Raw genomic sequence first — 23,479 nt, 5'->3', positions numbered from 1 at the left:
CGGGTGTCAACTGGAGCGCCGGGCTGCGGACAGGCTCCTACGCGCCTCGAAGACGCCGTCGATGCGCCGCAGGGCCGCCAGCGTGTGGTCCAGGTGGCCGACCTCCGCCAACTCGACGACGAACCGCCCGGTGACGACCCGGTCGCGGCTGGTCGCGATGTTCGCGCTGATGAGGTTGACGTGGCTGTCCGCCAGTGCCCGGGTGACATCGGCGAGCAGTCCTCCGCGGTCGAGGGCCTCCACCTCCACCTGCACCAGGTAGGCGGACTGGGCGTGGTCCGCCCAGGAGACGGTGATGAGCCGCTCGGGCTCGCGCTGGAGCTGGTCGACGTTCTGGCAGTCCGCCCGGTGCACCGAGACGCCCGAGCCCCTGGTAATGAATCCGACGATGGGGTCGCCCGGCATGGGGGTGCAGCATCGCGCCAGTTTGACGTAGATGTCGCCCTCCTCCATGCCGGCGACGACGACTCCGGCGTCGGCCGTGCGCGGACGCCGGTGCGCCGTCGCCCGGGTGGGGAGGACCCCCTCTGCGAGGGTCTCCTCGGCGCCGTCCTCCCCGCCCATGGTGGCCACGAGGGTGTCCACGACGTGCTGGGCGGAGACGTGCCCCTCTCCCACGGCCGCGTAGAGGCCGTCGATGTCGACCTTGTCGAGGGTCTTGGCCACGTTCATGAGGGTCTCGTGGCTCATGAGGCGCTGAATCGGCAGGTTCTGCTTGCGCAGGGTACGGGCGATGGCGCCCTTGCCCTCCTCGATGGCTTCCTCACGGCGCTCCTTGGAGAACCAGGAGCGGATCTTGTTGCGGGCGCGCGTGGAACCGACGAAAGTGAGCCAGTCGCGCGAGGGACCGGCGTTGATGGCCTTGGAGGTGAAGACCTCGACCGTGTCACCGTTCTCCAGGCGCGTGTCCAAGGGAACCAGGCGGCTGTTGACTCGGGCTCCCACTGTGCGGTGGCCGACCTCGGTGTGGACGGCGTAGGCGAAGTCAACGGGGGTGGCCCCCGCGGGCAGGGCCAGGACGTCGCCCTTGGGGGTGAAGACGTAGACCTGGTCCCCGGCCATCTCGTAGCGCAGGGCGTCGAGGAACTCGGAGGGGTCCTGGGTCTCCTTCTGCCAGTCGACGAGTTGGCGCAGCCAGCCCATGTCTCCTTGGTCGGAGTCGCCGGGCCTGCCGCCCAGGGCGCTGGGACCCGAGGCGTTGGGGTCCTCCTTGTAGCGCCAGTGCGCGGCCACGCCGTACTCGGCCATGCGGTGCATCTCGTGAGTGCGGATCTGGATCTCCACCGGTTTACCGCCCGGCCCCACGACTGTGGTGTGCAGTGATTGGTAGAGGTTGAATTTGGGGACGGCGATGTAGTCCTTGAAGCGCCCGCTCATGGGTGTCCAGCGCGAGTGCAGGGAGCCGAGCACCGCGTAGCAGTCCTGGACGGTGTCGACGATGACCCGCACCGCCACCAGGTCGTAGATGTCGTCGAAGTCCTTACCCCGTACGATCATCTTCTGGTAAATCGAGTAGTAGTGCTTGGGTCTGCCGGTGACGGCCCCTTTGATCTTGTTGACCCGCAGGTCCTCCTCGATCTGGAGGCGCACCTGGCGCAGGTACTCCTCACGCGCCGGGGCGCGCTCGGCGACCATATGCTCGATCTCCTCGTACACGCCCGGATAGAGGGCCTTGAAGGAGCGGTCCTCCAGCTCCCACTTGATCGTATTCATTCCCAGGCGGTGAGCCAGGGGCGCGTAGATCTCCAGGGTCTCCTTGGCCTTGCGGGCTGCGTTCTGAGCGGAGACGTACTTCCAGGTGCGGGCGTTATGGAGGCGGTCGCCGAGCTTGATAACCAGGACCCGGATGTCCTTGGACATCGCGATGATCATCTTGCGCACGGTCTCGGCCTGGGCGGCCTCACCGTACTGGAGCTTGTCGAGCTTGGTGACGCCGTCGACGAGCAGGGTGATCTCGTCACCGAAGTCTGCCCGCAGGCGGTCAAGGGTGTAGTCGGTGTCCTCCACCGTGTCGTGCAGGACGGCGGCGGCCAGAGTCTGGGCCGTCATGCCGAGCTCGGCCAGGATCGTCGCCACCGCCACCGGGTGGGTGATGTAGGGTTCCCCGGACTTGCGTCGTTGGCCGGCGTGGGCCTTCTCGGCAACCTCATAGGCGCGCACGATGAGGCTCGTGTCCGCCTTGGGATGATTGGCGCGCACGGCGCGCAGCAGTGGCTCGATGGCCGCCGGCGTGGAGTGTCCACGGGAACCGAACCAGGCCAGACGGCTGCGCACGCGCGAGCCGGGGACAACGCTGTCACCTGACGTGCCTGGGCTGTTCTTCGTCTCCGTCATTGACGCATCATATAGCGGCCCGTGCCCCGAGGCCCGCCACGGTCACCGACATTCGTGCGATGTCGCTGTTTCAGAAGACGACGATCGAGTCAACCTCGCGCTCCTGAAGCTGACGCCGGCCACCGAGGTCGGCCAGCTCCAGGAGCATGCAGATGGCCTCCACCGTGGCGCCGGCCTGCTCGATGAGGGAGATGGAGGCCGCGGCCGTCCCTCCGGTAGCCAGGACGTCGTCGATCACCAAGACGCGTGATCCCCGGGTGACGGTCTCGGGGCGCAGTTCCATGCGGGCCGTACCGTACTCGAGGGCGTAGTCGACACCGATGACCGGGCCGGGGAGCTTGCCGCCCTTGCGCACGGTGATCATCCCGATGCCGAGCCTGACCGCGAGGGGTGCCGCCAGGATGAAGCCGCGCGACTCCAGCCCCGCTACAGCGTCGATCCGACCGCGGTAGTGGTCGGCGAGCCCATCGACGAGCTCGGCGAAGGCCGCTCCGTCCGCCAACAACGGGGTGATGTCCCGAAAGAGAACCCCAGGCTCGGGGAAGTCGGGGATCTCCCGCAAGTGGCTCACGACCAGCCTGGTCAGGGATTCGGACACCGTCTCGGAGTGCGCCGCGGAGGTGGTCGTCATCTGCGCTTCTTCTTCCTCTTGGGCTGAGCCGCCACACCGAGATGGTGGCCGGGGGTGACGGGCGAGGCGGCAGGGGCCGCATCGATCTTAGCCAGTTCCTCGACGTCGTCGCCCGCCTCCTCGCGGCGCTGCTGACGCGCCGCTGCGACCTTGTCGGCCTGATCCTTGATGGCCTTCTCGCGCGAGCGCAGATCCACCAGCAGCGGGGTGGCCAGGAAGATCGAGGACAGGGTACCGGCGATCATGCCGATGAACAGGGTTAGGGCGATGTCACGCAGAGTCCCTGCCCCCAGGATGAAGGCGCCGACGACCAGCAGTGAGGCAACCGGGAGCACACCGACCACAGAGGTGTTGATCGAGCGGATGAAGGTCTGGTTGACCGCCAGGTTCGCGAGCTCGGCATAGGTGGATCGGCTCTGAGCCTCGAAGCCGTCGGTGTTCTCACGGATCTTGTCGAAGACCACCACCGTGTCGTAGAGGGAGTACCCCAGGATCGTCAGCACACCGATGATCGTGGCCGGAGTGACCTCGAAACCGGACAGGGCGTATACGCCCACTGTGACGACGATGTCGTGGCACAGGGCCAGCAGGGCCGCCACGGCCATCTTCCAGGTTCTGAAGTATGCCCAGATGAGCAGACCGACGAAGATGAAGAACAGGACCAGGCCGCGGGCGGCCTTCTTGGTGACGTCGGATGACCAGGTCGGCCCCACGGTCGTGGCCGACACGTTGGAGGCGTCGGTCTTATAGGCGGTGGCGAGTTCGCCCGCCAGCGAGTCGAGGCGTTCCTTGCGCAGCTGGCTGGTCTGGACCCGCACCGAGGACGAGCCCATGGTTGTCACCGAGGATCCGGCCGTCATGTCCTCCTTGGACAGCACCTCATTGGCGGGGCGCTCCGAGGGCGAGGACAGACCCGTCACGGTAATCTCCGAACCGCCTTTGAAATCGATTCCCGGCGTGAGCCCCACCAAGGCCAGGAGTGCGGCCGAGCCCGCGATGACGACGACGGCGATAAGGTACCAGATCCGGCGTTTACCGACGAAGGGAATGGACGTCTTGGCCGAGTAAAGCTCGTTACCGAGCGTCGCGAGAGACTTCACTTCGTCTCACCATCCTTTCCGCTGTCGGCCGTGACATCGACCGCGTCACCCTCCTCCTGCTCGGCCGTCTCATCGACGGCGTCGTCCGCAGCTTTCTCCGGGTTCTCGGCGGCCTTGCGGGCCTCGGCCTTGCGACGCGCCAAGGAGCCCGCCACGCGGTCGGCGATGGCCTCGCGCCCCTTGCCGTAGGTGGACGAGGAAGTGGCCCCGAGGTGCTCGGGATCGAGTCCCGAAAGCCGGTGCCCCTCGCCGAAGAAGCGGAAGCGGACGATCCACTCCATGAACGGGTGGGTGAAGAGGATGATGATGGCCAGGTCCACGCAGGTGGTCACTCCCAGGGTGAAGGCGAAGCCCTGGACTCCGCCGACGGCGAGGAAGTAGAGCACGACCGCGGCCACGAGGTTGACGGCGTCGGAGACGAGGATCGTGCGTCTGGCGTGCTTCCATCCCTCATCGATCGCCGTCTTGAGGGTCCGTCCCTGACGCACCTCATCGCGGACGCGCTCGAAGTAGATGATGAAGGAGTCGACCGTGATACCGATGGAGATGATGAGTCCGGCCACGCCTGCCAGGGACAGGCGGTAGCCCATGGAGGCGCTCAGCGCCGCGATGACCAGGTAGGTGCCCGCTGCGGCCACCACCAGCGAGGCCACCGCCACCACCGCCAGGCCGCGGTACTGCCAGGCGAGGTAGAGGATGATGAGTCCGAACCCGATCAGTCCGGCGATCAGGCCGTTGCGCAGCTGCTCGGTACCCAGAGTGGCGGAGATCTGCTGCTCGGACTGGACCGTGAAGCTCAGTGGTAGCGAGCCGAAGGAGAGCTGGTTAGCCAGCGTGTTGGCCTGGTTCTGGTTGAAACCGCCTGTGATCTGGACGCGGCCGTCAGTGATCGGCGAGTGGACGTCCGAGTTGAAGCCGGAGGCCATGATGGTCAGACCGTCCAGAACGATGGCGAACTGGGCCTTGGCCTGGCTGTCCTGGTTCTGAGCGCCTTGAGCCCCCTGGGCGCCGGCGGCGGTCGCCTGGTCGCGGTAGGCCAGCAGCCGCTTGGACAGCTCGGAGAACTTCTTGGTGCCGTCGGGGTTGAAGGCCAGTGAGACGATCCACTTGTTAGTGGTCTGTCCCCGCGAATCGGTCTCCAGACCGGAGTTGGCGCTCTTGAGCTCGGTGCCAGTGATATCGGCGGGACCCAGGATGTAGGCGCCGTGCTGCTGCGATCCGGCGTCCTTGGAGCAGGAGATGACGGCGACCTTGGGGTCCTGCGTCTGACCCGTGAGGTTCTTCGGGTCGGAGCAGTCGGTCATGTAACCGTCGTAGAGGAGCTGCTCGGTGATCCAGGAGTCGGAGGAGTTGTCCTGGGAGGTGGCGGGCAGCGGGTCGGAGGAGATGACGCCGTCCTGGTTGACGTCCGCCAGCCGCTTGGCGATCTCCTCCGGAGTCTTGGGCTGCTCTGTGCTCTGGGCGGTGGGTTGCGAGGTGGCGGCAGGCTCTTGGGCGGCAGCGCCGTCCTGCCCCTCCTGGCCAGTCGCCTGCCCGCCCTCGCTCGAGCCGCCCTCGGTGTCTGCGGAGTCCTCGGCTGGCTGGGTGGCCTCCTGGCCGGCGTTCGGGTCGGGTTGGGCCTGGGCGGTGGGCTGATCCGCGGGGGTGGGTGTTGCAGCGGCGGAGGGGTTCTGGCTGGCGATGTTCTTCGCCGCCTGCTGTGCACTGCCCGGCAGAATGCGGATGACCGGCCGGAAGTACATGACAGCGGAGGTGCGCACCAGCTCCAAGGTTGCCTGGCTGGGCTTTCCGGGCAGCGAGACCACGATGTTCTGCCCGCCCTGACGGGAGATCTGGGCCTCGGAGACGCCGGAGGCGTCCACGCGCTGACGGATCACCTCGATGGCCTGCTCGACATCGTTATCGCTGATCGCCGATCCGTCCGACGTCGTGGGCGTCAGAATGATCTGGGTACCGCCTTCGAGGTCGAGGGCGAGCCCGGGCGTCAGCGACGCCTTGTGTCTCATGGTTCCCACCACCAGTGCGCCGAAACCGATGATGATGACGAGGACGAACATCAGGAGGCGGCGCCCGGGCCGCATTCGCTGCTTGCTGGACACGTGGTCCCTTCCTGGGTGGGGGTGTGTTCGGGCGCGCGGCCCGAAGGCGAAGATGGGGGTGTATCTGTGCTGCTGAGCACCGCGGTGGTACGGGCCGGACCCGGTGCACTCAGCGCGGGAGGATGATCTCGCTCGGCTGAGCCAGGCCCGTAAAGGACCGTGACGCGCGGTGGAGCCGGCGCCATCGGGTCATCGGATCGCGACTTGCCGATCCGGGTGCCCTGCGCCGGCCGGCGAGATATCAGGGATGCGGCTCGGCCGCGTCCTGCTCGGACTCGCGAGCACCGTCGTCCTGCTCGGCGTCGTCGTCCTCAGGTTCCACCTGAGCACTGGCCGAGCCGAAGGGGGGCTCCTCGATGGCGGCGATGGCCCGCTTGCTCCACAGGGTCTCGTCGCCCAAGGGCGTGGCCAGGGTGACCACGTCGCCGTCGACCTCCACGACCGTGCCGTAGAAGCCGCCGATGGTGCGCACCCAGTTGCCGGGCACCAGGCCCTTCTCGGTGCGGCGCTGCTGCTCCTCCTGCATCGTGCGCTGCCTACGACTGACGAACCACATCATCAGGAGCATCCCGATGAGTAGGATCCAGAGGAAATGCTGCGGCATGGAGACTTCTCCGTTTCGACTAGGCAGTCTCGGTTGATGCGGACCCACGACTGACACAGGCCAGCGGTGGCGAGTCTAGGACACGTAGGCAAGAGCGTTACCTACCACTGGCGAGTGATCGGGCACAACTGGGTACCAACCGGTCACGAAATGATGACAGTACCCGGCGGCCAGTCAGAAGAACAATGCTCCATCTGTAGGAGGCTCGAGGCCCAGGTGGGTATAGGCCGCCGCAGTGGCTGCCCTTCCCCGCGGGGTGCGCACTACCAGACCCTCGCGCACCAGATAGGGCTCGGCCACGGTCTCGACGGTCTCCGGCTCCTCCCCCACGCTGACCGCCAGCGTCGTCAGTCCTACGGGTCCGCCCCCGAAGCGGGTGCACAGGGCGTCGAGCACCTGGCGGTCCAGTCGGTCCAGCCCCAGGGCGTCCACCTCGAAGACATCCAGGGCGCCGCGGGCGGCCGTCAGGTCGAGGTGGCCGGGCCGCCCGTGAACCTCCGCCCAGTCCTGAACCCGGCGCAGCAGCCGGTTGGCAATACGGGGCGTGCCGCGCGAGCGCGAGGCCAGCTCCTTGGCGGCGTCCGCATCCAGGTTCACCCCCAGCAGGCCCGCGCTGCGCGCGAGGATCCGGGTGAGCTCGCCAGGCCCGTAGTAGTCCAGGTGTCCGGTGAATCCGAAACGGTCCCTCAACGGAGCGGGCAGGAGGCCCGCCCGGGTGGTGGCGCCCACGACGGTGAAGGGCGGCAGGGACAGGGGGATGGAGGTGGCTCCCGGCCCTTTGCCCACGACGATGTCGACACGGAAATCCTCCATCGCCAGGTAGAGCATCTCCTCGGCGGTGCGGGCCAGCCGGTGGATCTCGTCGATGAACAGCACGTCCCCCTCCTCCAGGGAGGACAGGATGGCGGCAAGGTCACCGGCGTGCTGGATGGCGGGTCCCGAGGTCAGGCGCAGGGAACCGTCCACCTCGGCGGCGATGATCATGGCCAGGGTGGTCTTTCCCAGCCCGGGGGGTCCGGAGAGCAGAACGTGGTCGGCCGTCACACCGCGAGCCAGGGCGGAGCGCAGGACCACCGAGAGCTGGCCGCGCACCACCTCCTGGCCGGTGAAGTCCTCCAAGCGCTTGGGCCGCAGGGCTGCCTCGGCGGCCCGCTCGGTGGCATCGGCGCCGCCGCCGACCAGGCGCCCCCCGCGGTCCTCGTCCATCTCAGCCACGGTGCCCGCCTCCCAGCCATCTCAAGGAGGCCCGCAGCAGAACGGCCGTATCGGGGCTCTCGCCGGCCTCGGCGTAGTCCGCCTCGACAGCGGCAACGGCCTGGCGGGCGCCGGCCTCATTCCAGCCCAGCTGGACCAGGGCCGCTACGACGTCGGCATTGGGCGCAGTATCGTCGGCGGAGGTCTCGAGGGCTTCGTCGCCTGCGGCCCTCGGACCGAGCGGCGGGGCATCGTGGTCGTCTCCGGTGACGGGCCCGAGCCTGTCCGCCACGTCCAGGATGACGCGCTGGGCACCCTTGGGCCCGAGCCCGGGAACCCTGGTGAGGGCCGCGACGTCCTGAGAGGCGATGGCGCGTCTGAGCGAGTTGGGGGTGTGGACGGACAACATCGCCAGCGCCAGCTTGGCCCCCACCCCTTTGGCGCTCATGAGCGTACGGAAGCTGTCGCGCTCGTCGGCGTCGGCGAACCCGAACAGCGTCAGCGAGTCTTCGCGGACGACCATGTCGGTGTGAATGAGGGTCTCCTCACCGACCCTGAGGCCGGACAGCGTCGTGGGCGTGGCCTGGATGCTCATGCCGACACCGCCGGTCTCGATGACGGCACCGGTCAGACCGACACTAAGGACAGTGCCGCGCAGCGAGGCGATCATGGGCAGCTTCTCCTGGACGTTCTCAGAGAGTCGGCCGGAGCCGGGCGGACTCAGACATACGGGGATGTGACTCGAACAACTGTTCGTATCCTAGCAGCCCTTCGTCGCCGACGCCGTCAGCGCCGCATCCGCCGCGGGTCGACGGCACCGGTCCGACGGGCGGCGGCCTGGGCGGCGGCCCACTGACGCTGAGCGGGAGTGCGTGCGGAGACGCGCACCGCTCCCCCTGCGGAGACCATCTCGGTGGCGTCGTCCGTCCCCGTTCCGCCACCGCGCCAGCCGTGGCAGATCGCCTGGGCGAGAGCGTCGGCGGCATCGGCCGGCCGGGGCGGCGCGTCGAGACCGAGGATGCGGGTGACCATGGCCTGGACCTGGGCCTTGTCCGCAGTTCCCGAACCGGTGACGGCGGCCTTGGCCTCGCTGGGGGTGTGCTGGGCGACCTCCAGTCCCGCGCGCGCCGCGGCGGCCATGGCGGTGCCCATGACCTGGGCGACCCCAATGACGGAGCGCAGATTGTCCTGGGCGAAGACCCGTTCGATGGAGACCACCGAGGGCCCCAGGCGGGCGATCCAGTCCTCGATGGCCTCGGTGATGGCCAGCAGCCGCAGCTCGGGGCTCTGCGAGGGCGGGGTGCGCACGACGCCGACCTCCACCAGGCGGGCCCGGCGACGGGGATCGACGTCGACGCATCCCAGACCGCAGCGGGTGAGCCCGGGGTCGATCCCCAGGACCCGCTGCTGGGCGACGACGGCGTGAGCCGATCGCGCCCGCGAGCCGGTGGTGCTCAGGGGCTCAGTCCTCGTCGGTGGCGAATTCGGCGGCGACCTCGGGGCTGAGGTCCACGGAGGTGTAGACGTTCTGGACGTCGTCGGAGTCCTCCAGCGCGTCGATGAGGCGGAAGACCTTGCGCGCGCCGTCGACGTCGACCTCAACCTTGGTGCCGGCGACGAACTGGACTTCGGCGGAGTCGTAGTCCATGCCGGCGTCCGTCAGAGCGGTGCGCACGGCGACGATGTCACCGGGCTCGGAGTAGATCTCGAAGGACTCCCCCATGTCCTCGACCTCCTCGGCTCCGGCGTCCAGAACGGCCATGAGAATGGAGTCCTCATCCACGCCGTCGGCCTTGGCGACCTCGACGACGCCCTTGCGGGTGAAGTTGTAGGCCACCGATCCGGGATCGGCCAGGTTGCCGCCGTTGCGGGAAAAGGCCACGCGCACGTCGGAGGCGGCCCGGTTGCGGTTGTCCGTGAGGCACTCGACAAGGAAGGCGACGCCGCCGGGGCCGTAGCCCTCGTACATGATGGTCTGCCAGTCGGCGCCGCCGGCCTCCTCACCGCTGCCCCGTTTGACGGCGCGGGTGATGTTGTCGGCCGGGACGGAGTTCTTCTTGGCCTTCTGGATGGCGTCGAACAGGGTGGGGTTGCCGGTCGGGTCACCGCCGCCGGTGCGGGCGGCGACCTCAATGTTCTTGATGAGGCGCGCGAAGAGCTTGCCGCGCTTGGCGTCGATGGCGGCCTTCTTGTGCTTGGTGGTGGCCCACTTGGAGTGACCCGACATATGTGCTCCTTGGGAGTCGATGATGAGGGCGCAGCCAGGCGGTACTCAGACCCGGCGCGTCACCATGGAGACGAAGACGTCGTGGACCCGATGGTCGCCTCCGACCTCCGGGTGGAAGGACGTGGCGAGCAGGGCACCTTGACGAACCGCGACGATCCTACCGCCGTCGACACCTCTGACCCCAGCCGCTCGTCCTGCGCGGGTCGTGGCGAGAATCTCGACGCCTTGGCCCACTTCCTCCACCCAGGGGGCCCGGATGAAGACGGCGTGCAGGGGCTGGTCCCGCCCCGCGCCCAGCGCCGGGGCGATGAGGTCCTCTTCGTAGGAGTCGATCTGGCGTCCGAAGGCATTGCGGCGCACGGTCATGTCGATGCCGCCCAGGAAGGCCTGGCCCTCCTGCGCCCCCTCGACCCGATCGGCCAGCATGATCATCCCGGCGCACGATCCGTAGGCGGGCAGACCCGCACCGATCAGCGTGCGCAGGGGCTCAAGCATGGCGAAGGAGGTCAGCAGAGTGCTCATCGTCGTCGACTCCCCACCAGGGATCACCAGGCCGTCGAGCCGGTCGCCGGGGGTGCTGCCCAGGTCGGCGGCGCGGCGTACGACGACGGGGCGCGCGCCCGCCGCCTCGAGGGCCAGACAGTGCTCGCGCACGTCGCCCTGGAGCGCCAGGACACCGATCGTGGGGCGGGAGTCGGCGGGCGCGGGTGCGGGGAAGAGCGCCCGTGGATGGCGCGCGTCCATCGTGTGGGCCAGGCGGTGGGAGCGGTTCGGGCTAGTCATCTGCAGCCTTGGGCGGGTTGGGACGGAACGTTTGGGCGGGAGACGGTGAGCTCGGTCAGGATGTCGGCGTCCATCGGATCGGTGAAGTCGATCGGCTCGCCGCTCCAGCCGGCGGCCAGCTCCTCCGCGAGCGCGGGCAGGCGCACCGGGTAGATCTCTCGGCCCGACTCCTGGGCGACCCGCAAATCATGGGGGCTCCACCACGCGATGGAGTCGACGACGTCGCGCTCCAGGTCGGTCCAGCTCTCCCTGTCGACGGGGCACCTGGCGGGCAGGCGCAGGAGGAAGAAGATCTCGTCCTGTCGGCAGGTGACGGTGGCGAAGCGGAAGACCGCCTCCCGGTGGGCGACGGGACCCTCGAGATCTGAGGGAGCGACGTCGATCCCGGACTCTTCGGCCAGTTCGCGCACGGCTCCGGCGCGCGGGTCCTCGCCGGGTCGGAGCCCGCCTCCCGGAGTGAAGACCCAGGTGTGACCTGGGTCGGCGGCGTCGTGCCCTACCAGAAGCAGCATGTCCGCCTTCCGGGTGACGACCAGGACCCGCGCGGCCGTCCTGAAGGGCAGGCCGTCGCCTCCCAGACTCCACTCGGAGGCGTTGAGGTACTGGTCCCAGTCCTCGGGAACCAGTACCGGGTGACGGCCGTCGGAGGTCAGCCGTCCGGGGATCGCAGGAGTGCCCGCTCCGTCAGTGCGCTCGGTGCGGCGATCGGTGGCGCGATCGATACTGCCCGGTGCGCCAGTCACCAGCCGCGTTCCGCCAGACGGTGGGGTTCAGGCAGCTCGTCGACGTTGATCCCGACCATGGCCTCCCCCAGGCCGCGCGAGACCTCGGCGATGACGTCGGGGGCGTCGAACTGGGCGGTGGCGCGCACGATGGCGGCGGCGCGCTTGGCGGGATCTCCGGACTTGAAGATGCCCGAGCCCACGAACACGCCCTCGGCGCCCATCTGCATCATCATGGCGGCGTCGGCCGGGGTGGCGATGCCACCGGCGGTGAACAGGACGACGGGCAGGTGCCCGGTGCGGGCGACCTCGGCGACGAGCTCGTAGGGGGCGGCCAGTTCCTTGGCGGCCATGTAGAGCTCGTCCTGGGGCAATGAGGTCAGGCGACGGATTTCGTCGCGGATCGTGCGCATGTGGGTCACGGCGTTGGAGACGTCCCCGGTGCCGGCCTCCCCCTTGGAGCGGATCATGGCCGCGCCCTCGGTGATGCGTCGCAGCGCCTCGCCCAGGTTGGTGGCCCCGCAGACGAAGGGGACGGTGAAGGACTGCTTGTCGATGTGGTGGGCGTAGTCGGCGGGGGTGAGGACCTCGGACTCGTCGATGTAGTCCACGCCAAGGCTCTCGAGCACCTGGGCCTCCACGAAGTGGCCGATACGGGCCTTGGCCATGACCGGGATGGAGACCGCCTCGATGATGCCCGTGATGAGGTCGGGGTCGCTCATGCGGGCCACGCCTCCCTGGGCGCGGATGTCGGCGGGGACGCGCTCGAGGGCCATGACGGCGACCGCTCCCGCGTCCTGGGCGATCCGGGCCTGCTCGGGGGTGACGACGTCCATGATGACGCCGCCTTTGAGCATGTCCGCCATGCCGCGCTTGACGGTGAGGGTGCCAGTGCTGGGGGTGGTCTGCTCTGTGCTCAATCGTGGTCCTCGGTTCGTGGGCCGTCGTCATCCGCGCCGGGGCGGGGCCGACGGCTCCGTGAAAAGATGCTGACACTGCGCATGCTACTCCTCGGTCCGCAGGCGGCCCGAGACGCTCGTGCTGTGAGACCCGGGCTGTCTGCGGGCGCCTTCACGACTCCTACTCGGCGCCGATGAAGGTGCGGCGCGCCGAGGTGATGCGGTCGAGCAGCTCGGTCTCCCTGATGGAGAAATCGCCTTGGGCGTGGCCGTCCACGGCCTGCTGACGCAGCTGTGCGAGCTCTGCGGAGCTCTTCTGGAAGACCCTCATCGCGTATGCCGCCTGCGGCCCCCGGGTGCTGGCCCAGCGCTTGCCCGCCTTCCGTCCTCCGCCTGTGGTGAGCATCTGGACCTCGGCCGGTGCGAACCAGCCTGCGCGGGCGTAGTCGTCGAGCCTGTTGCGCATGGTCATGCGTTCGGCCCAGCGCAGCCACGCCACGATCCCCATGCAGACGATGAAGATCGGAAGGCTCACCAGGATGAACATCGCGAAGGGGTTTCCGCTGGCTGCGATGACTCCGTTCCAGATGGCGTGGAGGGTGATCGCGCAGACCAGGCCGATCGGGGTCATCCAGACCCAGGCCGCCGGCGAACGGCGCCTTGCGGACATGCCGATGGCCAACCCCGTGCAGGCGGTGAAGGTCACGTGCGCGAAGGGCGAGAACAAACCCCTGACGATGAAGATGCTGGTGATGGAGTCCCAGAACCTGATGAAGTAGCCGATGTTCTCGGCGAAGGCGAAGCCCGCAGCGATGACGGAGGCGTAGACGAGCCCGTCGACGGCCCCGTTGAAGGTACGTCTCCAGATGAGGAAGATGATGAGGACGCCGAGCCCCTTAGTGGTCTCCTCGATGAGCGGCGCCGAGACCACGGCCGAGATCTGGAAGGCCCCCTCCAGGCTGAGCGTCGACTCGGCCGCGGCGTAGAGCACCGTGGTGTTGACCAGCATGGAGATGGCGGTGGCCACACCGGCCCCCCATAGGAAGGCGACGATAAGAGTGGGAAGCGGCTCGGGCTCCCAGCGGTCGATCCAGAACACGACGACGAGCACGAGCCCCAGGGGGACGAGCGCCAGGAGAATCGCCGTGGACAGCACGGAGGAGTCCGAGGCCGACTGAGAGGCGATCCAGATGACGCCGATCATGAGGACGGCGCCGAATAGTGCGAGAACCAGACGTGCGATGAACTCGCCCGTTCTTCTCGCGGAGTGCGGACCTGGGCGGGTCCAGGCCGGCACGGCCTGCGGACCGGCTTGTCCCTCCGGAGCGAAGGGCGCGCTCTCCCGGTGGACCTGGTAGCGCTGTCCCGTCCCGGGAAGCGCGCTGGGAGCCGTGGAGGGCTGGGGCAGTCCGTTTGAGCGATGGTATCCGGGGCGGGGTGCCCAGGGGCTGGGAGTCGTACTCATCAGTTCACCTCGATTGCGCCTGGTCGTCGTGGGCCGGCTGCACCTCGGGGGTGGTGTCGTCGTCGGCGTCGAAGGTCTGGGGCATGGGGGCGCGCCCGGCCAGATGACACACTCGGACGAGCAGTCTGCCCCGTAATGCCTGGGCCTCGCTGACATGGGTATTGTGGAACCTGCGTGCCAGGACCAGGCGGGAGCAGGCCCGGTCGAGTCGGCCGAGCGCGGGCGCGCTCAACGGGTCCTCGGTGAGATCTCGGCGGGCGGACTCGCAGACCACCGTGCGCAGGACCCGGCTGAGGTCGGACTCGATGAGGGCCCGACTGCGGGTGGTCGGCGTGACGCCGCCGGCAGCGCCGTTGACGGGCGCAGCGTCGAGGCGCGGAGAGGGGTCCAGGCCGTCGTCGACGATGGGACCCTCGGCGTCCAGCGCCTCGCGGGCGGCCTGTGCTAATAGCAGGCTGGAGGCCGGGTCCAGGGCACGGGTGGTGGCCAGGTCCGCTGCAGCCTCGGCCCGGTGGACGAGCTGAGCCTCCAGAGTCGCCCGTGAACCCAGGACCTGACGGTGCAGTCGGTCCACTCTCACCGCCCTGACGTACAGGGCCCATCCGATGACTACGGCCAGTCCGACGAGCAACACGACGACGCTCCATACCGGCACCGTTGCGGCAGGCGTCGTGGAGGACTGCGCCGCGAGGGCCGCAGTCGTACCTGCGGGCAGGCCGATCGCTTCTGTCATGGCTGTCATTGTCGGTCCTTCATCACTCCTGAGATGGTCTTCGCCGGTCGTCATCGTTCGTCCGTCGCACGATCCCGCGCTCGCCGCGGATGCTAGTCGTCCAGGGCGTCGCGCAGTCGGCCCAGCATCGTACGTGAACCGGGCGCCGGCGCCACCCGGGTGTGGGCGGTGGACAGGGCCATGTCGTAGACGTCGAGGACCTGGTCGGTAACCGTGGACCAGTCGTATCGCCCGACGGCCTGGGAGGCCGCCTCCTGACGGGCCTGAGCGGCCGGGGTGTCCTGCAGGGTATCGATGATGACCCGGGCCAGGTCCTCCCCGTCCTCGTTGCGGAACAGTGCCCCGTAGCGGCCTTCGGCGAGTACGTCTGAGAATGCCTTGAGGTCGGAGGCGATGACCCGGGTGCCCGCGGCCATGGCCTCCACCAGGACGATGCCGAAGGACTCCCCGCCGGTCTGCGGGGCCACGTAGCAGGTGGCCGAGGCCAGCATGGCGGCCTTGTCCTGATCGCTGACTCCCCCCAGGAAAACCACTGAGTCGCCGAAGCGGGCGAGCTCGTCGCGAATCTCCTGGGCCTGCCCGCGGCCGGCGATGAGGAAGCGGGCGCCCGGAACGGATGTCAGCACCGTGGGGATGGCGTCAGCCAGGACCCGCAGCCCCTTTCGGGGCTCGTCAAGGCGTCCCAGGAAGGAGATGGTGGGAGCATCGTCCGTTCCCAGGAACCGGGGGTCGTCCTTGGGCGCGTTGGAGAAAGGGGAGACATTGACCCCATTGGGGATGACGACGGCGTCGCCGCCGTGGTACTGGATGAGGGTGCGTCGGGCCTCCTCCGAGACGGCGATGCGGGCGGAGAGTTTCTCCATGAGAGGCACCGTCGCCGGGCTCAGCAGCTCGCGGGCAAGCGAGCGGTCCATGGCTGCGTGGAAGGTGCCCACGATCGGGCCGCCGGCGGCCTGGAGGGTCAGCATTCCGACACTGGGTGTGATGGGCTCGTGGATATGGAGGATATCGAAGTCACCGGCCTCCAGCCAGCGCCTGGCCCGCCTAGCGACGAGTGCACCGAAGTTGAGTCGCGCCACCGAGCCGTTGTAGGGGATGGCTATGGAGTCCCCGGCGCTGGTCACCCAGTCCGGCAGGTCGGTGTCCTGAGAGGCGGGCGCCAGGACTTGGACTTCGTGCCCTCGCCGGAAGAGCTCACCGGCCAGGTCCATGACATGGACTTGGACGCCTCCGTGAGCGTCGAGGGAATAGGGGCAGACGATGCCGATCCTCATGGGTGCTCCTGCTGCTCGCGGGCGTGGCTGCGGGCAAGGCGGTCCTGGTCCAGGTCCGCATCGAAGACGGGTTGAAGCATGTGCCAGTCCTCCGCGTGCTCGGCGATCGACGGTCCCAGCTCGGCGACCCAGGCGCGGGTGTGCGCCACGACCCGCTCGCGTCCCTCCGGCCCCTGCGGTGCCGGGACAGGGCGGGCGGTCAGGACGAGTCCCCACGGCGAGGCCGCCCGACGACGGCGCTCGCCCGACAGGGGCTCGTAGTGGATCGACACGGCGTACAGGGGGAGGTCCAGGCGCTGTGCGATCGCCGCGGGCCCGGCCGCCACTCGGGCGGTGGCCCCGCCTAGCTGCGCGGTGATTCCGGCTGATGACAGGTCCCGATCGGCCAGCAGGGCGATGACGTAGTGGCCTTGGCCCGCAGTCTCAAGGAGACGGTCGAAGACCTTCTCCCCGTGGGCCTGGCCGATGATCCGCATGCCCAGTCCCTCCCGGAAGGCGACGAACTGGTCGAAGAGGTCGTCGGGCTCGAGGCGCTCGGCGACGGTCAGGACGGTGGCGAGCTCGCGGCAGGCCCAGGCGCCGACGAGGTCCCAATTGCCCATGTGCGGCAGCGCCATGACGATGCTGCCGGCGCGCACATCGTCATAGAGCTGAGGGTCGACGTCGGCACGCACGCGGGCGAGTACCTGGTCCTGCGTCATTCCGGGCAGTGCGAAGGCCTCGTAGAAGTAGCGCATGTATGAGCGCATCCCCGCGCGTGACATCCGGTGGAGCGAGCGCGGCGGCGTTCCCGGGGGAAGGATGCGGGACAGATTGCGCTCGAGTTGTCCGACGCCGGTGGTGGTGCGCCGGAGGCGGTGCCAGGCCCACAGGGCGTCTGCGACCGTGTGCGCCAGACCGTATCCCAAGGATGCGGGCAGGCGGCGCGTACCGCGCCAGGCCAGGCGGTAGGCGTCGGAAACCGTGGGCAGGCGCATCCTCATGCGGGCTCTCCCGCCCTGAGTAGTGTCTGCTGGTAGACGGTCCATACGCGCTGAACCACGGTGATGAAGGAGGCGATCGCCACGTAGACGAGTGCGACGGCGAGTAACCACTGCGGCGCTCCCAGTCCCACGATGAAGGTGGCGCCGAGGGCCACAAGGAGCCGGTCGGTGCGCTCGGCGATCCCCACCTTGGCGGTGGCTCCGATGGACTCGGCCCGCGCCCGGACGTAGGGGACGGTGGCGCCCAGGACGATCGCCGCCAGAGCGGCGACCACCGTAACGGCGCGAAGCGTGCCGGCCGGCATGGTCAGTGCGGCCCAGGCCGCCAGGGAGCCCAGGACGGCGCCGTCGGCCAGACGGTCCATGGTGGAGTCGAGGAAGGCACCGAAGACCGAGCTCTCACCGGTGGCGCGGGCCAGGATGCCGTCGAAGGAGTCCGCCGCCAGTACCACGAGCAGGACGAGCGGCCCGGTCACGAAGTGTCCTCGGGGCAGCAGGGTGACCGCCGCCGTCACCGACAGGACCGTCCCGGTGACGGTGAGCATGTTGGGAGTCACCCCGAGCCGGCCGAGCGCCAGCGCGGGGCGGGTGAACAGGGCCTTGGTCAAACCGCGGCCGTGGTTGCCGAGCATGGGGTCCTTAGATCTCGGGTGACGGAGTCAGGAAGACGATCGTTGAGACGCGCTGGGACGGGCACTGATGCGCTCAGCATGACGGTGCTCGTCGAAGCGGGCCAGGGGGATCAGTCCCCAGGCTCCTGAACATGGATGGCCCAGGCGGAGGCGAGCATGTCCCGCTGCTCGCCGAGCAGCTGGGGCACGGGTTTGCTCCGCCCAATGATGGGCATGAAGTTGGCGTCTCCCTTCCAGCGCGGCACGATGTGCTGGTGGAGGTGCGCGGCGATCCCCGCGCCGGCCACCTCGCCCTGGTTCATGCCCAGGTTGAAGCCGTGGGGGCGACTCACCGAGCGTACGACGCTCATGGCCGTGGCGGTCAGCTCGCCGATCTCCTCCCTTTCGGCCACGGTGGCCTCGGTCCAGTCGGAGATGTGCCGGTAGGAGCACACCAGCAGGTGGCCGGTGTTGTAGGGGTAGAGGTTCATGATGACGTAGCCGGTCCGCCCCCGGTGGACGATGAGCGACTCCTCGTCGCCGCGTTCCGGTCCCGTACAGAAGGGGCACTGGGCGGGGGTGTCGTCCGAGGGCTTGTTCTGGCCTCCGATGTAGACCATGCGGTGCGGGGTCCACAGGCGCTGGAAGGCCTGCGGAGCGCCCTCGTGGTAGAAGGGCGCTTCGGCCTGAACATTATTTCCGACAGTCGCGTCGTCAGTCGTCTCACCTGTCACTGTGCAGCTTCTCCCCCGCCGAGTCGTTGATACGGGCATCGATGACGCCGACGATATGCGCCACGGCCTCCTTGACGGGCACGCCGTTGGTCTGCTCGCCGTCGCGGAACCGGAAGGAGACGGCACCGGCTTCGGCGTCCTCCCCACCGGCGATGAGGGTGAAGGGGATCTTGTCCTTGGAGGCGTTGCGGATTTTCTTGCCGAAGCGGTCATCGGAGTGGTCCACCTCGACGCGCACTCCCCGGGCGCGCAGCTGAGCGGCGACGTCGTCGACGTAGGCGTCAAAGGCCTCGGCCACGGGGATGAGGCGGACCTGCACCGGGGAGAGCCAGGCGGGGAAGGCGCCCGCGTAGTGTTCGGTGAGCACCCCGATGAAGCGCTCCACGCTGCCCAATTTGGCCGAGTGGATCATGATGGGGCGCTGGTGGGTGCCGTCGGCGGCCGTGTACTCCAGGTCGAAGCGCTCGGGCTGGTTGAAGTCGTACTGGATGGTGGACATCTGCCAGGTCCGGCCGATCGCGTCCTTGACCTGCACCGAGACCTTGGGGCCGTAGAAGGCGGCGCCGCCGGGGTCGGGGACGACTTCGAGCCCGGAGGCGTCGCAGGCGTCCTGAAGGGCCTGCGTGGCGGCGGCCCAGTCGGCGTCGGAGCCGATGAACTTGTCCTTCTTGGCGCCGTCCTCGTCGCGGGTGGACAGCTCGAGGTAGAAATCGGTCAGTCCGAAGGCCTTGAGGATGGACAGGAAGAAGTCGATCTGGGCGCGGATCTCCTCACCGGCCTGCTCAGGGGTGCAGTAGGTGTGCGAGTCGTCCTGGGTGAAGCCGCGCATGCGGGTTAGCCCGTGGACGACGCCGGACTTCTCGTAGCGATAGTCGTGCCCCATCTCGAAGAAGCGCAGCGGCAGCTCGCGGTAGGAGCGGCCCCGGGAGCGGAAGATGAGGTTGTGCATCGGGCAGTTCATGGCCTTGAGGTAGTACTCCTGGCCCGCCTTCGTGATGTTGCCCTGTCCGTCGCGCTCCTCGTCGGCGAGCATCGGCGGGAACATGGTGTCGGCGTAGTAGGGCAGGTGACCCGAGGTGTGGAAGAGCCCTCCCTTGGAGATCTCGGGGGTGTGGACGAAGTCGAAGCCGTAATCCATGTGGCGATCGACGACGTACTGCTCGATCTGGTGACGCAGCATGGCGCCCTTGGGGTGGAAGACCACCAGGCCGGGGCCGATCTCCTCGGGAAAGGAGTAGAGGTCGAGCTCAGCGCCGAGCTTGCGGTGGTCGCGCCTGGCGGCCTCGGTCAGACGGGTCTGATAGGCCTTGAGGTCGTCCTTGCTGGCCCAGGCGGTGCCGTAGATGCGCTGGAGGGAGTCGCCGGACTGGTCGCCCTTCCAGTAGGCCGATGAGGACTTGGTCAGTGCGAAGCCCTGCCCGATCAGACGGGTCGAGGGCAGGTGGGGGCCACGGCACAGGTCCGTCCAGGCGACGCTCCCGTCGCGCCGGACGTTGTCGTACATGGTCAGCCCCCCGGCACCGACCTCGACCGAGGCGCCCTCGGCGCCCGCGCCCTTGGTGGTGATGAGCTCGAGCTTGTAGGGCTGGTCCGCCAGCTCCTCGCGCCCCTCGGCCTCGGTGATGTCGCGGCGCACGAAGCGCTGCCCCTCCTTGACGATCCGCTTCATGCGCTTCTCGATCTCGCGCAGCATCTCGGGGGTGACGGCGTCGATAGCTCCGAAGTCGTAGTAGAAGCCGTCGGTGATGAACGGGCCGATGCCGAGATTGACCTGCGGGAACATCTCCTGGACGGCCTGGGCCATGACGTGGGTGGCGCTGTGGCGCAGGATGTTCAGGCCATCCTCGCTGGACAGGGCGATGGGCTCGACGACGGCGCCCGCCAGAAGCTGGCGGTCCAAGTCCCAGGGCTCGCCGTTGACGCGCATCGCAACGACGCCATCGGATTTGATGGCATCCTGCAGCAGGAGCGTTCCCGTGGTGCCCGCCTCGATGGTGCGCGGCGCGCCGTCGAGGGTGATGTCGATCGTGGGCTTGTCTGACACGGGCTCGTCTCCTCTGCATCGGTGTGGGGCGCTGTACTGGTGCACCCCGGTTCGGCCGCGAGTCTACGTCGTGGGCGCGCGGACTCAGTCCTCCCGTGAGCCACGCCGCGCGCGCAGTGCGTCACGCAGGCGCTTGGCGGCGGACATTCCGGAGTAGATGAACCGGGAGACCGGGACGTCCCAGGCACCGTCGACCTCAGTGACGTGCTGGGCGTAGCGCTTCTTGTACTGCCCCACCGTGTAGAGCGAGGGGACACGGGTGGAGCCGGCCCCCATGAGGTCCAGGCCGCGGTAGCCCTCCTGCGCCAGGGTGCAGGCGGCCCACCAGTCCAGGGCCTCGGCCCCGCGGAAGGTGCGCGACTCGTTGGAGGAGGCGCCGTAGTAGGCCACGGAGTCCTTGCCCGAGGTGAGGATGAGGTCCCAGGCGTGGGGCACGCCGTCCTTGCGCAGAACGAACAGGCGGGCGTTCTTCTCCCCCAGGGCCGTCAGCATGGTCCAGTAGACCTCGGCGTCGTGGGGCTTGAAGCCGTCTCGTTTGGCGGTCTCTCGCAGGACCTCGTAGACCTTGTCGAACTCCGCGCGGCTCAGGCCGGTCTCATCACTAATGGTGCAGCCGGCCTCCCGGGCCACGCGCTCGGCGCGCTTGACCGCCCGCCGTCCGTCCTTGGGCATGACGGCGGCCATCTTCTCCGGTGTCTTGGGCACCAGGTCGATGACGTAGGTGCGGTCGTAGGTGATGGTGGACAGCAGCTCTCGCAGGTCGGTGTCGCGGTAGCGGGCATGCATGCGCACGAAGCGCACGGAGCGGTCGCGCTCCTTGACCACCGAGCGCAGCAGGCGGCGCAGGTGCGCCTCGCGCTCGGGCGACTGCTCCTTGAGCCAGACCGGGCCGTGCTTGGCCCATAGGAAGGCTTGGCCACCCACCTCGTAGCGGTACAGGGCGATGGCGGCCACTGGCTTGCCCTCGTCCTCGTACAGGTAGCGCCCCCACAGAGGACGTCCCATGGCCTCCTCGAAGCGCTCCCAAGCCTCGGTCTGCTCGACCGGGAAGGGGCTATTGCCCACGGCCAGGCGCATCTCGCGCCCGTCGACCCGGCGCAGGGTCTCGGAGCGGTCCGAGGTGGAGTGCACCGGCTCGGGGTGCGTGGGCCGGGAGGCCCGGGGCTTGTCAGCCTTCTCGACCTTCTCGGTCTTCTGAGGAGTCTCGACCTTGTCAGTGTTGTTCTCGGTGTTCTCAGGCTTTTCGGTCTTCTCAGCCTTCTCAGGCTTCTCAGCCCGCTGGCTCTTCCCGGGCTTGCCGGTGGCAGTCTCAGGAGTGGTGCCGGCGGCGTTCTGAGGGGGCTCGGGGGTCTTCGCGGCAGTGTCGGGCGTGGCGTCGGGGGTGGTGCTGTCGGGCATGTTCTCGTTCTCGGGCATTCAGCGGGACCTGTCGACTCGTTGCGGATAGTTGCGGGCGAACTTGCGGTAGTGGTTGAGGCGCTGGAGCTCGATCGTTACGCGCCGACGCAGCGAGCGCTCGGCCGGATCGCGCAGCGGATCGATGCCTCGCCCCAGGTTCCTGGCCTTGCGGCGCAGCGCCTCGTCGGACACGTAGCGCGCGATGACGCCGTCGGGAACCAGGGAGTAGAGGACCTGCCGGGTGACCTCGATGGGCTCGTCGCGCTGATCCAGAACCAGGTCCTTGAGCATAACGGCCATGGGGTTGGCCCCGGCGGCGGTCAGGTAGAAGGAGTTGCGGCCGATGCGGGGGTTGACTTCGAAGAAGAGCTCGCGCCCGTCGCGGGGGTCCACCTTGATGTCGAGGTTGGCGAACCCCCGGTAGCCGGCGTGGCTCAGCAGGCGGCGCGTGGCGTCCCACAGGTCCGGGAAGGCCTCGGTGATCATGGCGACCGGGTTGCCGATCATGGTGGGCGCATGATCCTGCAGGAGCACACGCGCCGAGCCGATGAGGCGCAGCTCGCCGGTGGAGTCCATGTAGGCGGTCACCGAGCGCATGGCGGTGTCGTCGCCGGGGATGCACTCCTGGACCAGGAAGGTGGAGCGGTAGCCGGCCTGCTTGAGGCTCTTCCACATGCCAGCCAGCTCGGCGGCGTCGTCGATGAACCAGATCTTGCGCTTGCCGGGGAAGGAGATGCGGTCGTAGTCGGCGCCGATGGCGGCCTTGGCCACGAGTGGGAACTCCAGGCCGAGTTCGGAGGCCGAAGCCGGGGGCTCGCAGTCGGGGTCGGCCAGGTCGACGACGACCTCCCGGGGCGTGAGCACCCCCACCTCGGCGCACAGCCGGGAGAAGGAGGCTTTGTCGCTGACGGCATCGAGTACGTCGATGTCCGGGAATGGCAGGACATAGGTGGGCTCGAGCTCACTGCGGTGAGTGGAGATCATGGCGGCCGCGGCGTCGGTGTTGGCCATGAGCACGGCGCTGCGGGGCTCTCGTCCCTGGACCAACCGCTGCAGGAGCTCGATCGTCCGCTCCGGTGGAGCCCCAGCCTCCTGGTGGACAACGGTGATGTAGGTCGACTCGGAGATCGCCACGATCGGATCCGAGGCCACGAGCGTCACCGACGTGCCGGTGACCTCGTGAAGCTGCCGCGCCAGAGCGTAGGCGCCGATGTCACCGCCGAGGACCACGGGCAACAGGTGCCTGAAGCGTTCCGTCATGACCATCCGTTTCTTGCCGCAGGGACCAACTCCTCCCCAGATGGTAGAGCACGCTGGGACACCCCGTTCCCGGCCGTCGCGGCGAGGTCGTGATCCAGATACGCAGTCGGCCCCGGCCACTGCGGAGCGGCGTCGCGGATCCGGCCGGAATCCGGGCGGAATCCGGGCAGATGCCGTCCCGACGGGACGGCGGGCACTCGACTTCCCGGTGATGCACACCACCAGGGGAGCCCCACGACGACGCCCGTCGCCCGGGATACGAAATAAGCCCGGAGCGGGCGCTCCGGGCTCGGTCGAACATTCAGTTCCGGTGGGCGATACTGGGATCGAACCAGTGACCTCTTCCGTGTCAGGGAAGCGCGCTCCCGCTGCGCCAATCGCCCG

21 protein-coding genes and 1 tRNA gene are annotated in these 23,479 nt (G+C 68.5%); all 22 read right to left on the bottom strand.

Annotated elements, in window-relative coordinates; all coding sequences use genetic code 11:
• Positions 1-6: 6 nt before the first annotated feature.
• The 22 genes from FK256_RS09060 to FK256_RS08955 all read right to left on the bottom strand — a co-directional run bounded on the left by FK256_RS09060 (position 7) and on the right by FK256_RS08955 (position 23,478).
• Positions 7-2,334, bottom strand: coding sequence for a RelA/SpoT family protein (locus FK256_RS09060; RefSeq protein ID WP_141424528.1), 2,328 nt, complete (start codon positions 2,332-2,334; stop codon positions 7-9).
• A 70-nt stretch (positions 2,335-2,404) separates the two neighbouring features.
• Positions 2,405-2,965 carry an adenine phosphoribosyltransferase gene (locus FK256_RS09055; protein ID WP_141424527.1) on the bottom strand — a complete coding sequence of 187 codons (561 nt, stop codon included), beginning with the start codon at positions 2,963-2,965 and terminating at the stop codon, positions 2,405-2,407.
• Positions 2,962-4,065, bottom strand: coding sequence for a protein translocase subunit SecF (gene secF / locus FK256_RS09050; RefSeq protein WP_141424526.1), 1,104 nt, complete (start codon positions 4,063-4,065; stop codon positions 2,962-2,964). Before secF ends, FK256_RS09055 begins: the two co-directional genes overlap by 4 nt.
• Positions 4,062-6,164, bottom strand: a complete 2,103-nt coding sequence (secD, locus tag FK256_RS09045; protein WP_141424525.1) for a protein translocase subunit SecD — start codon at positions 6,162-6,164, stop codon at positions 4,062-4,064. Before secD ends, secF begins: the two co-directional genes overlap by 4 nt.
• 241 nt (positions 6,165-6,405) lie before the next feature.
• Positions 6,406-6,768 carry a preprotein translocase subunit YajC gene (gene yajC / locus FK256_RS09040; RefSeq protein WP_141424524.1) on the bottom strand — a complete coding sequence of 121 codons (363 nt, stop codon included), beginning with the start codon at positions 6,766-6,768 and terminating at the stop codon, positions 6,406-6,408.
• Between the two features lie 174 nt (positions 6,769-6,942).
• Positions 6,943-7,974, bottom strand: a complete 1,032-nt coding sequence (gene ruvB / locus FK256_RS09035) for a Holliday junction branch migration DNA helicase RuvB (RefSeq protein WP_034473094.1) — start codon at positions 7,972-7,974, stop codon at positions 6,943-6,945.
• A 1-nt stretch (position 7,975) separates the two neighbouring features.
• The gene (ruvA, locus tag FK256_RS09030; protein ID WP_141424523.1) at positions 7,976-8,632 is read right to left on the bottom strand and encodes a Holliday junction branch migration protein RuvA; all 657 of its coding nucleotides are present in this window, start codon (positions 8,630-8,632) and stop codon (positions 7,976-7,978) included.
• Positions 8,633-8,748: 116 nt separating this feature from the next.
• Positions 8,749-9,354: a crossover junction endodeoxyribonuclease RuvC gene (locus FK256_RS09025; RefSeq protein ID WP_170197942.1), complete on the bottom strand. Its 606-nt coding sequence runs from the start codon at positions 9,352-9,354 to the stop codon at positions 8,749-8,751.
• Between the two features lie 70 nt (positions 9,355-9,424).
• Positions 9,425-10,189, bottom strand: a complete 765-nt coding sequence (locus FK256_RS09020) for a YebC/PmpR family DNA-binding transcriptional regulator (protein ID WP_009233061.1) — start codon at positions 10,187-10,189, stop codon at positions 9,425-9,427.
• A gap of 45 nt (positions 10,190-10,234) precedes the next feature.
• Positions 10,235-10,972, bottom strand: coding sequence for a pyridoxal 5'-phosphate synthase glutaminase subunit PdxT (pdxT, locus tag FK256_RS09015; protein ID WP_009233062.1), 738 nt, complete (start codon positions 10,970-10,972; stop codon positions 10,235-10,237).
• On the bottom strand, positions 10,969-11,637 hold the full coding sequence (locus tag FK256_RS09010) for an NUDIX hydrolase (protein ID WP_051263560.1): 669 nt from the start codon (positions 11,635-11,637) through the stop codon (positions 10,969-10,971). Before FK256_RS09010 ends, pdxT begins: the two co-directional genes overlap by 4 nt.
• Before the next feature lie 74 nt (positions 11,638-11,711).
• A complete protein-coding gene (gene pdxS / locus FK256_RS09005; protein WP_009233064.1) occupies positions 11,712-12,614 on the bottom strand; it encodes a pyridoxal 5'-phosphate synthase lyase subunit PdxS in 903 nt (300 codons plus the stop codon).
• 160 nt (positions 12,615-12,774) lie between these two features.
• A complete protein-coding gene (locus FK256_RS09000; protein ID WP_196800857.1) occupies positions 12,775-14,058 on the bottom strand; it encodes a PrsW family intramembrane metalloprotease in 1,284 nt (427 codons plus the stop codon).
• Positions 14,059-14,062: 4 nt separating this feature from the next.
• Positions 14,063-14,800, bottom strand: coding sequence for a hypothetical protein (locus tag FK256_RS08995; protein ID WP_021609784.1), 738 nt, complete (start codon positions 14,798-14,800; stop codon positions 14,063-14,065).
• Between the two features lie 83 nt (positions 14,801-14,883).
• A complete protein-coding gene (locus tag FK256_RS08990) occupies positions 14,884-16,065 on the bottom strand; it encodes a glycosyltransferase family 4 protein (RefSeq protein WP_141424522.1) in 1,182 nt (393 codons plus the stop codon).
• Entirely contained in the window at positions 16,062-17,048 is a 987-nt protein-coding gene (locus FK256_RS08985; RefSeq protein ID WP_141424521.1) for a phosphatidylinositol mannoside acyltransferase, read from the bottom strand. Before FK256_RS08985 ends, FK256_RS08990 begins: the two co-directional genes overlap by 4 nt.
• Positions 17,045-17,680, bottom strand: a complete 636-nt coding sequence (gene pgsA, locus FK256_RS08980) for a phosphatidylinositol phosphate synthase (protein WP_141424520.1) — start codon at positions 17,678-17,680, stop codon at positions 17,045-17,047. The genes FK256_RS08985 and pgsA overlap by 4 nt, the downstream gene beginning before the upstream one ends.
• 110 nt (positions 17,681-17,790) lie before the next feature.
• Complete coding sequence (locus FK256_RS08975; protein ID WP_425321585.1) at positions 17,791-18,432, bottom strand: HIT family protein; 642 nt, start codon at positions 18,430-18,432, stop codon at positions 17,791-17,793.
• Positions 18,383-20,437 carry a threonine--tRNA ligase gene (gene thrS, locus FK256_RS08970; protein ID WP_141424518.1) on the bottom strand — a complete coding sequence of 685 codons (2,055 nt, stop codon included), beginning with the start codon at positions 20,435-20,437 and terminating at the stop codon, positions 18,383-18,385. Before thrS ends, FK256_RS08975 begins: the two co-directional genes overlap by 50 nt.
• Before the next feature lie 84 nt (positions 20,438-20,521).
• Positions 20,522-21,853: a GNAT family N-acetyltransferase gene (locus tag FK256_RS08965; protein ID WP_141424517.1), complete on the bottom strand. Its 1,332-nt coding sequence runs from the start codon at positions 21,851-21,853 to the stop codon at positions 20,522-20,524.
• The gene (locus FK256_RS08960; RefSeq protein WP_082463133.1) at positions 21,854-23,095 is read right to left on the bottom strand and encodes a carboxylate--amine ligase; all 1,242 of its coding nucleotides are present in this window, start codon (positions 23,093-23,095) and stop codon (positions 21,854-21,856) included.
• A gap of 311 nt (positions 23,096-23,406) precedes the next feature.
• A tRNA-Val gene (locus tag FK256_RS08955) sits at positions 23,407-23,478 on the bottom strand.
• Between the last annotated feature and the right edge of the window lies 1 nt (position 23,479).

It is taken from the genome of Actinomyces johnsonii (genome assembly GCF_006546835.1).
Classification (GTDB): Bacteria; Actinomycetota; Actinomycetes; order Actinomycetales; family Actinomycetaceae; genus Actinomyces; species Actinomyces johnsonii.
Note: the sequence above shows the minus strand (reverse complement) of the source record. Positions and strands in the feature narration are given on the sequence as shown.

What these genes read in the sequence shown, in the direction of transcription:
- FK256_RS09060 (WP_141424528.1), bottom strand. Translation starts at nt 2,334, where the DNA reads ATGACGGAGACGAAGAACAGCCCAGGCACGTCAGGTGACAGCGTTGTC.
- FK256_RS09055 (WP_141424527.1), bottom strand. Translation starts at nt 2,965, where the DNA reads ATGACGACCACCTCCGCGGCGCACTCCGAGACGGTGTCCGAATCCCTG.
- yajC (WP_141424524.1), bottom strand. Translation starts at nt 6,768, where the DNA reads ATGCCGCAGCATTTCCTCTGGATCCTACTCATCGGGATGCTCCTGATG.
- ruvB (WP_034473094.1), bottom strand. Translation starts at nt 7,974, where the DNA reads ATGGACGAGGACCGCGGGGGGCGCCTGGTCGGCGGCGGCGCCGATGCC.
- ruvA (WP_141424523.1), bottom strand. Translation starts at nt 8,632, where the DNA reads ATGATCGCCTCGCTGCGCGGCACTGTCCTTAGTGTCGGTCTGACCGGT.
- FK256_RS09020 (WP_009233061.1), bottom strand. Translation starts at nt 10,189, where the DNA reads ATGTCGGGTCACTCCAAGTGGGCCACCACCAAGCACAAGAAGGCCGCC.
- pdxT (WP_009233062.1), bottom strand. Translation starts at nt 10,972, where the DNA reads ATGACTAGCCCGAACCGCTCCCACCGCCTGGCCCACACGATGGACGCG.
- FK256_RS09000 (WP_196800857.1), bottom strand. Translation starts at nt 14,058, where the DNA reads ATGAGTACGACTCCCAGCCCCTGGGCACCCCGCCCCGGATACCATCGC.
- FK256_RS08995 (WP_021609784.1), bottom strand. Translation starts at nt 14,800, where the DNA reads ATGACAGCCATGACAGAAGCGATCGGCCTGCCCGCAGGTACGACTGCG.
- FK256_RS08990 (WP_141424522.1), bottom strand. Translation starts at nt 16,065, where the DNA reads ATGAGGATCGGCATCGTCTGCCCCTATTCCCTCGACGCTCACGGAGGC.
- FK256_RS08985 (WP_141424521.1), bottom strand. Translation starts at nt 17,048, where the DNA reads ATGAGGATGCGCCTGCCCACGGTTTCCGACGCCTACCGCCTGGCCTGG.
- pgsA (WP_141424520.1), bottom strand. Translation starts at nt 17,680, where the DNA reads ATGCTCGGCAACCACGGCCGCGGTTTGACCAAGGCCCTGTTCACCCGC.
- FK256_RS08975 (WP_425321585.1), bottom strand. Translation starts at nt 18,432, where the DNA reads ATGCCCGTATCAACGACTCGGCGGGGGAGAAGCTGCACAGTGACAGGT.
- FK256_RS08965 (WP_141424517.1), bottom strand. Translation starts at nt 21,853, where the DNA reads ATGCCCGAGAACGAGAACATGCCCGACAGCACCACCCCCGACGCCACG.
- FK256_RS08960 (WP_082463133.1), bottom strand. Translation starts at nt 23,095, where the DNA reads ATGACGGAACGCTTCAGGCACCTGTTGCCCGTGGTCCTCGGCGGTGAC.